The organism is Saccharothrix tamanrassetensis (assembly GCF_014203665.1).
Lineage (GTDB): Bacteria > Actinomycetota > Actinomycetes > Mycobacteriales > Pseudonocardiaceae > Actinosynnema > Actinosynnema tamanrassetense.
This window is the reverse complement of sequence record NZ_JACHJN010000004.1, coordinates 60,217-72,654: the sequence shown is the minus strand read 5'-3', so window position 1 is coordinate 72,654 and position 12,438 is coordinate 60,217. Positions and strand designations below refer to the sequence as shown.

Below are 12,438 nucleotides of genomic sequence, written 5' to 3'. Positions count from 1 at the left end.
GCGGTCACGTCGACCGGCCGCCCCCGCCGGTGGCATCCGCCGGCCGTCTCTGCCACAGTCGTGGACCGCTGAAGCCGGGCCGTCGAGCCCGACCCCGCACGGGTGGGCAACCTCATCGGCCCCCGTTGCTGCGGGTCGCCGAAGGTTCGTCCGGTCGGAGTCGGAGAATGCGAGTCGTGGCGGTGCCGGGCAACGAGCGAGAGCGGGTGGGTGAGCTGAGTCGGCTTGCCAGCCCGTTCGAGGTCGCCGAAGCTCTCGGCCTGCCCAAGCCGACGCCCGAGCAGGCGGCCGTCGTCGCCGCCCCGACCGCTCCCGCCCTGGTCGTGGCGGGCGCGGGCGCGGGCAAGACGGAGACCATGGCCGCGCGGGTGGTCTACCTGGTCGCGAACGGCTTCGTCACCCCCGACCGCGTGCTCGGCCTCACGTTCACCCGGAAAGCCGCCCGCCAGCTGTCCGACCGCGTCCGGGCCCGCCTGCGCCGCCTCGGCGGCTCGTCCCTGCTCGACGACCTGGACCCGAGCGGCGAACGCCGGGCCTCCGTGCTCACCACCGAACCGGTGATCCTCACCTACCACGCCTACGCGGGCCGGCTGGTCGGCGAACACGGCCTCCGCCTGCCGGTCGAACCGGGCGTCCGCCTGCTCACCGAGACCGCGGCGTGGCAGTTGGCGCACCGCGTCGTGTCGACGTGGACCGAGGACATCGACACCGACAAGGTCCCCGCCACCGTCACCGGCTACCTGCTCGCGCTGGCCGGCGAGCTGGGCGAGCACCTGGTCGAGCCGACCGCGCTGCGCAAGCACGCCGAGTGGCTGGCGACCGTGGTCGAGTCCGCCCCCAAGGCCCCCCGCCAACGCGACGCGCTGCCGGAGAAGCTCAAGGACATCATCGGCGCCCAACGCCTCCGCGTGAACCTGCTCCCGCTCCTGGAGGCGTACCAGGCCCGAAAACGCCGTGAAGCGGCCATGGACTTCGCCGACCAGATGTCCCTCGCCGCACGTCTGGCCAGCGAACACCCGGAGGTCGTGCGCGGCGAGCGGGAACGCTACGGCGCGGTCCTCCTGGACGAGTACCAGGACACCGGCCACGCCCAGCGCGTGCTGCTCAGGTCCCTGTTCGGCCGCGGCGAGCCGATGTCCGTGACGTCGGTCGGCGACCCGGCCCAGGCCATCTACGGCTGGCGCGGCGCGTCGGCGGCCAACCTGCCGCGCTTCGTCCACGACTTCCCGCCGGCCCGCAAGTACGGCCTGCTCACCAGCTTCCGGAATCCACCGGAGGTGCTGACCCTCGCCAACGCCGTCTCCGCCCCGCTGCGCGCCGCCGGGCTGGACGTCGAAGAGCTGCGCGCCCGACCCGGCGCGGGCCCCGGCGACGTCCGCATGGGCCTGTTCACCGACATCCGGGCCGAACTGGACTGGATGGCGGACACCGTCGCGGCGCAGTGGGAAGCGCACCTGGACTCCAGCGACGAGCCCCCGACCGCCGCGGTCCTGGTGCGCAGGCGCGCCGACATGGCCGGCATCGCCGCGGTGCTGCGCGAACGCGGCCTGCCCGTCGAAGTCGTCGGACTCGGCGGCCTGCTGGACGAACCGGAAGTCCGCGACCTCACGAGCGCCCTGCGCGTCCTGGTGGACCCGCTGGCGGGCACCGCCGCCGCCCGCCTGCTGACCGGCTCGCGGTGGCGGGTGGCCGCCGTGGACCTGGCCGCGCTGTGGCAGCGCGCCCGCGAACTCGCCGGCGCCCCGAGCCGCCAGTCCGTGGCGGACAACCCCTTGGCCGTCATCGCCGACGCGCTCCCCGGCGAGCACGCCGAGCAGGCCGGCCTCGCCGACGCCCTGGACGACCCCGGCGACCCGACCGCGTACTCGGCCGAGGGCTACCGCCGCATCCGCAGGCTGGGCGCGGAGCTGTCCGCCCTGCGGCGGCGCCTGGACCAGCCCCTGCCCGAGCTGGTCGCCGACGTGGAGCGCACCCTGCTGCTCGACATCGAGGCCATGGCCCGACCGGGCGGCGTGGGCCGGGCGCACCTGGACGCGTTCGCCGACGTGGTGGCCGACTTCGCCGCGGCCAGTCCGTCCGCGACCCTGCCCGCCCTGCTGGACTACCTCTACACCGCCGAACACGCGGAGGACGGCCTGGAGCCCGGCGAGGTGGAGGTGGCCGAGAACCGGGTGCAGGTGCTGACCATGCACTCGGCCAAGGGCCTGGAATGGCACATCGTCGCCCTGCCGCACGTGGTGAAGGACGTGTTCCCCGGGCGCAAGAAGACGTCCTGCTGGCTCAAGGCCGTGGCCGAGCTGCCCGCCGACCTGCGCGGCGACGCCGAGGACCTGCCCAAGCTCCGCATCCCGGGCGGCAGCAACCGCAAAGAGGTCGAGGAGGCCCTGGACCGGCACGCCGACGACTTCGAGGACCGCCGGCTGGTGGAGGAGCGCCGGCTCCTCTACGTGGCCCTGACGAGGTCGGAGCACAGCCTGCTGGTCTCCGGCCACTGGTGGGCCGAAACCGGCGACAAGCCCAAGGGCCCGTCGGCGTTCCTCACCGAACTCCGCGACGCGGTGCTGGCGGCGGACCACCCACCGGCGGACCTGGTCCACTGGGCACCCCAGCCCGAGGAAGACGAACCGAACCCCCTCGCGTCCCAGACGAAGTCCGCCGACTGGCCCGCCGACCCCCTGGGCAAACGCCGCGCAGCGGTGGCCGAAGGCGCCGAACTGGTCCTGGCCGCCCTGGAACGCCTCCGGACGGCCACCGCCGACACACCACCGGCTTCGCCCGCTGCCACCCCCGCCGCTGTCAACCCAGCTGTCACCCCCGCCGTCGCTGCCATCCCAGCCGCGACCGCGCAGTCCGGCGTAGCGGCACAGCTCCCGCCCGAGCCCGAGCAACCTGACGATCTGCCGCCCGAGCCCGAAGCCGACTACGACGTCCCCCCGGACCTTTCCCCGGACCACGATCTTCCGCTGGAGCCCACGTCTGAGTACGACGACCTCCCGCCCGAGCCCCCAGAGGACTACACCGAAGGCGATCCGGCCGACCAGCCCGGCGACCCGGCCGACTCCGACGACCCGGCCGACCTGCCCGCTGAACCGGACCACCTGCCCGACGACCAGGCCGACCCGCCCCACGACCCAGCCGACGTGCTCGACGAACCGGACGGATCAGCCGAAGACCCGGAGGGCTGGGCGCGGGACGTGGACGTGCTGCTCGCCGAACGTGCCGCCGCCGCGGACCGCCGCGAACGAGTCGTCCTGCCGGAACACCTCTCGGTGAGCCAGCTGGTCGAACTCGCCGCCGACCCGGACCTGCTGGCCCGCCGCCTGCGCCGCCCCCTGCCGTTCCCCCCGAACCCACTGGCCCGGCGGGGCACGGCGTTCCACACCTGGCTGGAACAGCGCTTCGGCGCGAGCAGGCTGCTCGACCTGGACGAGCTGCCGGGAGCCGCCGACGAGGGAGCCTCACCGGACACCGAGCTGGGGCGTCTCCAGGAGGCGTTCCTGGCGAGCAGGTGGGCCGACCGCACCCCGCACGACGTCGAAGTCCCGTTCGAAGCCGAGATCGAGGGCCTGTCGGTGCGCGGACGCATGGACGCGGTGTTCGCCGACCCCGACGGCGGCTGGACCGTGGTCGACTGGAAGACCGGCGCGGTGCCCGACGAGGAACGGATGCCGGCGCTGTCGGTGCAGCTCGCGGCCTACCGGCTGGCCTGGGCGGCGCTGGCGAAGACCCCGGTGGAACGGGTCCGGGCGGCGTTCCACTACGTGCGGCACGACCACACGCTGCGCCCGGCGGACCTGCTCGACGCGGACGGCCTGCGTGCGCTGATCCGCTCCGTGCCGTCCTAGCCCCGGCCGGCGGTCGCTAGCTGTTCACCCGCGCGTGCGCCGGAACTTCCCTGAGCACGCGGTCGTAGAGGACTTCCAGCAGCCAGCGGCCGAACAGGGACGGGCCGAACTCGGTGGACCGGTCCTCCGGCGGCACGAGCAGCTCAGCCGTGCCCGCTTCGTCCACGGCCACCACGCCGATGCCGTAGTAGTCCAGCTCGATCAGCGGCCACGATTGACCGCCCTGCGGCGCGGGCAGCACCACGGAGCACGGCGCGAGCGTCATCAGGGTGCCGCACGACTGCAGAGCGCGGTCCACCGTGGACTCGCCCACCAGCACCCCGACCAGTTCCACCGCGGGCATGGGCAGCTGGTCGTGCGCGGCCGGCTCGAACCACGAGCGGAACCACGACGGGTCCGCCTGCGGTGGCCAGCCGTTCGCGGTGCGCCACTCGTGCACGTCGGCACGAACCCGCACGACGGCCGACACCTGGTGACCCAGCACGGCGACGTCGGGTACGACGATGCCGCGCCAACCGAGTGCCGACGCGGCATGGTGGAGGAGCGGTTGCACTCGGGCATCCTAGGGCTGGTTTCGGTTTCAATGACAGACCCGGGGCGCGCGCTGGGTGTCCAACCCTGCGCCCGGGGTGATCAGGGGGCGGAACGACGGACGCGCAGCGCCCACACGATCAGCGGCACCTGGAGCGGCAGCCGGCCGTAGGCGATGGCCCTCGCCCTGGGCGACTTCGTGCGGTAGTTGTAAGCCATCTTCACGTTCGCCGGAAGCACTGCGGCGAAGAATCCCGCTGCCAACAGCCCGCCGAGGCCGCGGGTGCGCGGCGCGGCAACCGCGGCGGCCAACGCCACTTCCGCCACACCCGAGGCATAAGTCCAGGTCCGAGGCTTGCCCGGCAGAGCGCGAGGAATGATCGCGTCGTACGGCTTCGGCTTCGCGAAGTGCGTGACGCCGGCCGCGCCGAGCAGCCCGGCCAGCGCGAGCGCCGACCAGGATCGGGAACGAACGGGTTCCATGGGGTCCACCCTGTCATGTCACCCGCCTGCGGGCCCGTCCAGGGTTATCCTCCCGCACCGTGAGCGGTGATCCGGAAAATCCCGAACGTGCGGCGGTGAACGCCCTCGCCGGCGACTTCCTGGCGGGCCTGCGCGAGTGGCTCGCCATCCCGTCGATCGGCACCGACCCGGCGCACCACGGTGACGTGGGCAGATCGGCGCGCTGGCTGGCGGACGCACTGCGCCGCGACGGGTGGCCGGACGTCCAGGTCTGGGACACCGGCCCCGCGCTGCCCGCCGTCTACGCCTGCCGGCCCGCCGCCGACCCCGACGCGCCGACCGTGCTGGTCTACGGCCACCACGACGTGCAGCCCGTCGACCCGGTCGAGCAGTGGCACCACCCGCCGTTCGAACCGACCCTGGTGGGGGAGGAGCTGTTCGGGCGCGGAGCGAGCGACGACAAAGGCCAGATCGCGATGCACCTGCTCGGCGTCAAGGCGCACCTCGCGGCCGTGGGCGCCGCTCAGCCGGCCGTGACGATCAAGCTGTTCATCGAGGGCGAGGAGGAATCCGGCTCGCCCTTCCTCACCCGCCTGCTCGACGACCACCGCGACGAACTCGAGTGCGACCTCGTGGTGTTCACCGACACCCCGCTGTACGCGCGGGACGCGCCGACGATCTGCACCGGGCAGCGCGGCGTCTACGGCGCGGAGGTGGTGTTCACCGGCGGCAGTTCCGACGTGCACTCAGGCCGCGCGGGCGGCAGCGTGCCCAACCCGGCCACCGCGATCGCCCGCCTCGTCGCCGCCCTGCACGACGACCAGGGCCGGGTCCAGCTGCGCGACTTCTACGCCGACGTCGTGGAACCCACCGAAACCGAACGCGCCGACTACGCCGCCCTCCCGTTCGACGAGAACGTGTGGCTGGCCAACTCCGGCGGCGCGCAGGCACTCTCCGGCGAGGAGGGCTGGTCGACCCTGGAACGCGTCTGGGTCCGCCCGACCGCCGAGGTCAACGGCATCCACGGCGGCTACACCGGCCCCGGCCTGAAGACCATCGTGCCCGCCTCGGCGTCGGTGAAGCTGTCGTTCCGCCTCGTGCCCGACCAGCGCCTGGAACAGGTCGCCGACGCGCTGCGCGAGTTCGTCGCCGCCCACACCCCACCCGGCCTCCGCGCGGAAGTCATCCCGCGCGGCGACGGCGTCCCGCCCTACGCGATGGACGTGTCCCACCCGGCCGTCGGCGCGTTGAGGGACGCCGTGGAAGGCGCGTTCGACCAGCCGGTCCGCTTCAGCCGCACCGGCGGCAGCGGCCCGGCGGCCCTGTTGCACGGCTGGCTCGGCGTGCCGGTCGTGTACCTGGGTGCGACGTTGCCGGATGATCGCATCCACGCGCCCAACGAGCGCGTCGTCGTGCCGCTGCTGCTACGCGGTGCCGAGGCCGCCGCCAGACTGTGGCGGCTACTCCCGGAGAGGCTGTCATGATCCGCCGGTTCCACCAGGGCGAGCCGCTCAGCGAACGACCGGGCCATTCGCTCGTCGGCGTGATCAGGATGCCGGACACCGTCCAGAGTCCGGTCAGCGCGATCATGAAGCGGGTCGTCGGCGCGCTGACCGCACTGATGGCCGCCGTGCTGATCGTCTACTTCGACCGCGACGGCTACCGCGACGTCAACGAAGACGGCCTGTCGTTCCTCGACGCGGTGTACTACGCCACGGTGTCGCTGTCGACCACCGGCTACGGCGACATCACCCCGGCCAGTTCGTCGGCCCGGCTGGTCAACGTCCTGGTGATCACCCCCCTCCGGGTGCTGTTCCTGATCGTCCTGGTCGGTACCACCCTCGAAGTGCTCACCGAACGCTCGCGGCAGGCGCTGCGGATCCAGAAGTGGAGGACCAAGGTGCGTGACCACGTGGTCGTCGTCGGGTACGGAACGAAAGGACGGTCCGCGGTCAGCGCCCTCCTCGGCGACGGCATGGTGCCCGGCTCCATCGTCGTGGTCGACACCACCCAGGAATCCCTGGACGCGGCGTCCGCGATCGGCCTGGTCACCGTGCACGGCTCCGGCACCAGCAACGACGTGCTCCGGGTAGCGGGCGTCCCCCGAGCCCGAGCCGTCGTGGTCGCCGCCAATCGCGACGACACCGCCGTCCTGGTCACCCTGACCGCCCGCGAACTGGCGCCGAAGGCCCAGATCGTCGCCTCGGTCCGGGAACGCGAGAACGAACACCTCCTCCGCCAGTCCGGCGCGGACTCGGTCGTCGTGTCGAGCGAAACGGCAGGCCGACTCCTCGGCATGGCCACCGCGACCCCGTCGGTGGTGGACATGGTGGAAGACCTCCTCACCCCGGACGCCGGCCTGTCCATCGCGGAACGCGACGTCGAACCGTCCGAGATCGGCGGCTCCCCCCGCCACCTGCCCGACATAGTGCTGGGCGTAGTCCGAGCCGGAACCCTGTACCGGGTCGACGCCCCGGAAGCCGACGCGGTAGAAGCCGGCGACCGCCTCCTCTACGTGAAGAAGGTGACCCCGCCCAAGCAGTCCTGACCAACCGCCACAGCCCCGCTGATCGACCGGGCAACAACTCGACCTGATCGACCGGGCAACAGCCCGAACGACTCCGGCCTCGGAGCGCGGCAGCACGACGGCCGGTGGCTCCGGCCCACCGGCCAGACCGCCCGACACCACCACATCGGCCCCGGTTGCCACAGCGACTCGATCCAGGTAGACAGCGCCCAGCCGCCCAGCCGCCCAGCCGCCCAGCCGCCCAGCCGCCCAGCCGCCCAGCCGCCCAGCCGCCCAGCCGCCCAGCCGCCCAGCCGCCCAGCCGCCCACAGCCCCGCTCAGCCGCCGCCCACGCCACCCAGCGGCCCGCCCAGCCGCCGCTCCCGCCCACGTCCAAAGCGCGCGATCAGCTCGCCGGCGTGCCCTCGTCCGCCAGTGGGATGCGGACCTGGAAAGCCGCACCCGGACTGGCGAAGGCGATGCAGGACAGGTCGCCGCCGTGGGCTCGGACCACGCCGCGGGCGATGGGGAGGCCAAGGCCTGAGCCGCCGGAGCGACGGTCCCGGGCCTCGTCCAAGCGGACGAGGCGGTCGAAGATGCGGTCTCGGTCTTGCGGGGGCACACCCGGACCGTCGTCGGAGACGACGAGCCGTGCGTAGCTGCCCACGGTCGACACGTGCAGGCGCACCTGCCCGGACGGGCCGGTGGCCTGGCGGGCGTTGTCGGCCAGGTTCGCCAGAACCTGGGCCAGGCGTTGCGGGTCGCCCGACACGTGGGCTGACGTGCCCTCCGCGGCGATGTCGAAGTCGGGTGCGAGCAGCCGGGTGCGGCTCACTTCCGCTTCCGCCAACGCCAGGAGGTCCACCCGTTCCCGGTACAGCTCCAGACCGGCGTCGATCCGGGCCAGGGCGAGCAGGTCGTCCACGAGGCGGCCGGCTCGGCGGGACTCCCGCACCAGCAGCAGGTTCAGCCGTTCCCGTTCCTCGGCGCTGCTGGTGTGCATCAGCGCCTCGGCCACCGCCTGCACACCGGCGACCGGCGTCCTCAGTTCATGCGCCGCGTCCGCGACGAATCGTTTGGTTCGTTCCTCTGATCCCTCCAATGAGTCGAGCATGTCGTCGAACGCGGCCGCGGTCCGACCGAGCTCGTTGTCCGTTCGTTCCGGGCTGAGCCGGTGGCCCCGGTCGCCGCTCGCGATGGACCGGGCCAGCGTGGTCATCGCGTCCAGCGGGGCCAGCGCCCGACGCACCACCCACACCAACGCCACCGCCGTCACGGCCAGCGCGCCGAAGCCGACCAGCACCAGCAACCGGCGCAACCGGGCCTGCGCGACGGTGATCACCGACGACTCGGCGTAGAGCGTGATGGTCGACCCGTCCGACAGGCCACGGGTGACCTTGTGGGTCACGTCGTCACCCGGCGCCTGGCCGAACACCGTGCCGTCCGGCATCGCCAGCCGGACCTGTACACCCCGGTTCTCCAACCGGTTCGCCAGTTCCGCGCCGCGCACCCGCTGCCGGACCAGCGTCTGCGCGTTGCGGGACTTGTCCAGCAGCGCGGTCTCCACGTCCCGCTGGGACTGCGACGCGAACATCGCGTCCACCACCAGCACCAGCCCGACCAGCACGACGCCGAGCACCGCGATCGCGGAGACGGTGACCCGGCGCCGCAGGGACACCGTCCGCAGGTTCACGAGTCTTCTGCCCGCAGCACGTACCCGAGGCCCCGCACGGTGTGCAGCAGCCGGGGACCGTGCTCCTCCAGCTTTCGGCGCAGCGCGCTGACGTGCACCTCGACCAGATTCGGGTCGTAGTCCTCGTAACCCCACACCGCGGTCAGGATCTGCGTCTTGCCGACCACCCGCCCGCGCTGGGCGGCCAGGTAGCGCAGCAGCCGCAACTCGGTCGCGGTCAGCTCCACGGTCGCGTCCCCGCGCAGCACCACCGCCGAGTCGGCGTCCACGACCAGGTCGCCGATCTGCACGGTCGACGGTGTCCGCCCCAGCCTGCGGAGCACCGCGCTGACCCGCGCCACCAGTTCGGCCAGCACGAACGGCTTCACCACGTAGTCGTCCGCGCCCCGGTCGAGTCCGCGCAGCCGGTCCGACACACCGTCGCGGGCCGTCAGCATGACCACGCCCGCCCCGCTGGTCCGCCGGATGACCTCCAGCAGCACGAACCCGTCCCGACCCGGCAGCATCACGTCGAGGACTACCAGGTCCGGTCGGAACCGGGCCAGCTCGCCCTCCAGGTCCCGGCCGTCCGGACGGACCTGGACCTGGTATCCCGCATCGCGCAGGGCCGAGCTCACCGCGGCGCCGATGGCCTCCGCGTCTTCGATCACCAGCACCCTGGCAGCAGTCGACACCTCCTCATTCTGCGTGGTGGGGACATGGCCCCGCCCGCGTCTTCAGCCTGCGTTCAGGCAATCGATCGGACGGCGGTGGAGCGTTGGAGTGAACGCGTCGGGAACGGTGGTGGGTCGGGCGGACGGGCAGTGTCCGCGCCGAGTGGGCGTCAGGGCAGCGGCGGAGTGCGGCGTCAAGGGGCGCGGGCGGGCCGAAGACCCGGTCTGGAGTGCGGCGGGAGCGGGGCGGCCGGCAGCGTGGACGGTCGGGTCGGGGCGTTCTCCTTGGATCTCTTCATGGGTACATCTTCGAACAGCAGTTCGAGGGGGGTCAAGATCACTATCGGGTGATGTGGACAGGGGCGGAACACGTGCCCACCCCCACGACAACAGGGCTCGTCGTCTGCGACCATCCACCCTGTGGCGGTTCGGCTGAGCCCTGTCCGATGGGCGCTGATCCTGCTGGTCATCGGACTGGCGGGAGTCGCGGCGGCGGGCGCGCTCTGGTGGCCGGGCGGCTCCTCCGCCGAGGTCCGGCGGGTCGCGGCGACCGTCGTCGCCCCGGCGTCCTGCGGCGGCTCCGACGCCTACGACCGCGTCGAGTTCAAGATCGACGACGAGACCCGCACCGCCAGGCTGGACGGCTGCGGTCACCAGGAGAACGAGGTCGTCGACATCGCCATCCCGGCCGACACCAGCGGCGACTTCATGGTGCAGGTGGCCGACAGCGCCCCGGTGAAGGTGCCGTTCGAAACCCGCTTGGCCGCGATGCTCGTGTGCCTGAGCGGCCTGGCCGGTGGGCTCTACGCCCACCTGCTGGGCAGACAGACTCAGGCGACGGCCTCCGCCGACGCCGTATAGGTGTTGCACGACGTGGTCACGCCGGACGTGAACCCGTAAGACGCCCACTCGGCCTGGTTGTCCGGGCTGCCGTGGGCATTTTTGTCCGCGGGCTCCTCCACGGCGTACTGGAAGTCGTCCGCCGCTTCTTGCGCCAGGTCGGAGCCGATCGAGGTGGACACGGTCGTGAGGAACATCCCCGCGAAGCAGTTGGCCTGCAGCTCGATCCGACGGGACATCTCCAAACCGGCGGGCGTGCCTTCGCCCGCGTCCACGATCTTGCTGTCCGCCGCGCGCAACATCCCGGTCAACGCCTGCACGTGATGCCCGTATTCATGCGCCAACGTAGCCAGGTGCGTTCCCGGCCGCTCACCACCGCCGTTGTTGCGCAAGCGCGACGTGGGCATGTAGATGGTCCGGTTGCGCCCGCAGTAGTACGCGACCGCCTCGTTCTCGGCAGGCGCCGAGCCGCACGGCCCGTCTTTCAGATCGGGCGACGTGTCCAGCACCGGTGGGTCGAACGGCAGGTTCTCCTGCTGCAACGCGGGCCGCCACGTCTGATCCAGACACGCGACACCGGCCGTGTAGTACGCCGACAGCTCCTCGTCCGACACCCCGAACGCGGGCAACGCGCACGTCGCGACCGCGAGACGTACCGGTGAGGTGAGCAACGGGTGGTCTGCGAGCCGGTGCACGGCACGTGGCCGAGGTGGCTCGACGGCCGTGGAGGACGAGGCCGGCGCCATCGGAGCCGCCACGGCACGACCGCTGATCTGCCGGTTCAGGTCCAGCTGGGTGACCAGGCCGAGGCCCAGCACGCACAACACGATCAACGAGAACACGCCGATGAGCACGATCGGGTTGTTCTTGGGCTCTTCGGGCGTGTGCACGGTCCTCCAGTCGGGTCAGCTGACTTCCGCCGCGCTGGCGAGCCAAGTGTTACACGCGCTCGTCTCGTTGTTCTTGAACCCGTGGTTGACCCAGGCGGCGTTGCGCTCCGGTGCACCGTGGTCCCGGTTCGGGTAGATCGGGTAGTCGCCCCGGTTGCCCGCGTCGGTCAGCGCCACCGAGATCACGTCGTCGGGCACCGCGCCGTGCGACAGCGGTGCCAGCGTCATCCCGCCGAAGCAGGTCGCCTGGAGCTCCTTGCGCCGGTTCAGGTCCAGACCCGCCTCGGTGTCCCAACCGCCCTTCTCGTACTGGGCCTGGCTGGACGCGCGCAGGATGCCGGACAACCACTGGATGTGGTGCCCGTACTCGTGCGCGAGTTGCCCCAGGTACTTGCCGGGGTGGTTGGGGTTCGCCGAGCCCTGTTCGTTCGCGTAGTGGTTCGGGGTCCAGTAGATGGTGCCGTCGCAGTACATGGCGGTGCGGTCAGGCCCCATGGAGCCGCACGTGTTGGTGATGTGCGACGTCACCATGACCAACTCCACCGGCTGATACGGCAGGTTCGCCTTCTGGAACGACGGCTTCCACATCGCCTCGATGCACGGCAGTGCGGCGCGCAGGAACTGGTCCTGTCCGCCGGGCGAGTAGTTCATGCTCGGCAGACCGCATCCGTCGATGTTGAACGCACCCAGGCCCGAACCGTGGATCGGGTTGTCGCCGAGTGCGATCACGGCCTTCGGGCCGGCTTTGGTCGTGCTGGTCGACGTGGACCTCGTGCTGCTCGACGTCGTGGTCGTCGTAGTGGCCTGGGTCGTGGTGGTTGTTGTTTCGTACGTGTACGTATAGCTGGAGTAACCCGAATACGCGGAATCGCTGACGCTTTTACGCATGCTGGTCGCGGCCACGATGCCGACCGTCGCGATACCCAGGACGACGACTCCGATGAGCACGCCCGCGATGAGCGGACCATTGCTCTTCTTCCGCGGCATCGGCGGATACGGCTGCCCCCATCCGGGTTGG

10 protein-coding genes are annotated in these 12,438 nt (G+C 71.8%); 4 read left to right on the top strand and 6 right to left on the bottom strand.

Annotation, left to right across the window (positions count from 1 at the left end; all coding sequences use genetic code 11):
- Positions 1 to 167 precede the first annotated feature (167 nt).
- Positions 168 to 3,845, top strand: coding sequence for an ATP-dependent helicase (locus tag FHS29_RS13340; protein WP_184690947.1), 3,678 nt, complete (start codon positions 168 to 170; stop codon positions 3,843 to 3,845).
- A 16-nt stretch (positions 3,846 to 3,861) separates the two neighbouring features.
- Here the strand turns inward: FHS29_RS13340 and FHS29_RS13335 are convergent, their stop codons facing one another.
- Positions 3,862 to 4,398: a hypothetical protein gene (locus FHS29_RS13335; RefSeq protein ID WP_184690946.1), complete on the bottom strand. Its 537-nt coding sequence runs from the start codon at positions 4,396 to 4,398 to the stop codon at positions 3,862 to 3,864.
- Between the two features lie 80 nt (positions 4,399 to 4,478).
- Positions 4,479 to 4,859 (bottom strand): DoxX family protein, encoded by a 381-nt coding sequence (locus tag FHS29_RS13330; RefSeq protein ID WP_184690945.1) that lies wholly within the window; start codon positions 4,857 to 4,859, stop codon positions 4,479 to 4,481.
- A 59-nt stretch (positions 4,860 to 4,918) separates the two neighbouring features.
- On the opposite strand from FHS29_RS13330, the gene FHS29_RS13325 reads away from it, so the two are divergent.
- Complete coding sequence (locus FHS29_RS13325; protein WP_184690944.1) at positions 4,919 to 6,322, top strand: M20/M25/M40 family metallo-hydrolase; 1,404 nt, start codon at positions 4,919 to 4,921, stop codon at positions 6,320 to 6,322.
- On the top strand, positions 6,319 to 7,386 hold the full coding sequence (locus tag FHS29_RS13320) for a potassium channel family protein (RefSeq protein WP_184690943.1): 1,068 nt from the start codon (positions 6,319 to 6,321) through the stop codon (positions 7,384 to 7,386). Before FHS29_RS13325 ends, FHS29_RS13320 begins: the two co-directional genes overlap by 4 nt.
- 364 nt (positions 7,387 to 7,750) lie before the next feature.
- On the opposite strand, the gene FHS29_RS13315 is transcribed toward FHS29_RS13320, so the two are convergent.
- Complete coding sequence (locus tag FHS29_RS13315) at positions 7,751 to 9,037, bottom strand: sensor histidine kinase (protein WP_184690942.1); 1,287 nt, start codon at positions 9,035 to 9,037, stop codon at positions 7,751 to 7,753.
- Positions 9,034 to 9,711, bottom strand: coding sequence for a response regulator transcription factor (locus tag FHS29_RS13310; RefSeq protein ID WP_184690941.1), 678 nt, complete (start codon positions 9,709 to 9,711; stop codon positions 9,034 to 9,036). Before FHS29_RS13310 ends, FHS29_RS13315 begins: the two co-directional genes overlap by 4 nt.
- A 399-nt stretch (positions 9,712 to 10,110) precedes the next feature.
- On the opposite strand from FHS29_RS13310, the gene FHS29_RS13305 reads away from it, so the two are divergent.
- The gene (locus FHS29_RS13305) at positions 10,111 to 10,551 is read left to right on the top strand and encodes a hypothetical protein (protein ID WP_184690940.1); all 441 of its coding nucleotides are present in this window, start codon (positions 10,111 to 10,113) and stop codon (positions 10,549 to 10,551) included.
- Here FHS29_RS13305 and FHS29_RS13300 read toward each other — a convergent pair.
- Entirely contained in the window at positions 10,521 to 11,420 is a 900-nt protein-coding gene (locus FHS29_RS13300) for a neutral zinc metallopeptidase (RefSeq protein ID WP_184690939.1), read from the bottom strand. The two genes, FHS29_RS13305 and FHS29_RS13300, sit on opposite strands and share 31 nt — an antisense overlap.
- Positions 11,421 to 11,435: 15 nt before the next feature.
- Entirely contained in the window at positions 11,436 to 12,407 is a 972-nt protein-coding gene (locus FHS29_RS13295) for a neutral zinc metallopeptidase (protein ID WP_184690938.1), read from the bottom strand.
- Positions 12,408 to 12,438: the final 31 nt, after the last annotated feature.

Bases quoted from the DNA above. Each gene is read 5' to 3' on its own strand.
- FHS29_RS13340 (WP_184690947.1), top strand. From the start codon at position 168: ATGCGAGTCGTGGCGGTGCCGGGCAACGAGCGAGAGCGGGTGGGTGAG.
- FHS29_RS13330 (WP_184690945.1), bottom strand. From the start codon at position 4,859: ATGGAACCCGTTCGTTCCCGATCCTGGTCGGCGCTCGCGCTGGCCGGG.
- FHS29_RS13320 (WP_184690943.1), top strand. From the start codon at position 6,319: ATGATCCGCCGGTTCCACCAGGGCGAGCCGCTCAGCGAACGACCGGGC.
- FHS29_RS13295 (WP_184690938.1), bottom strand. From the start codon at position 12,407: ATGCCGCGGAAGAAGAGCAATGGTCCGCTCATCGCGGGCGTGCTCATC.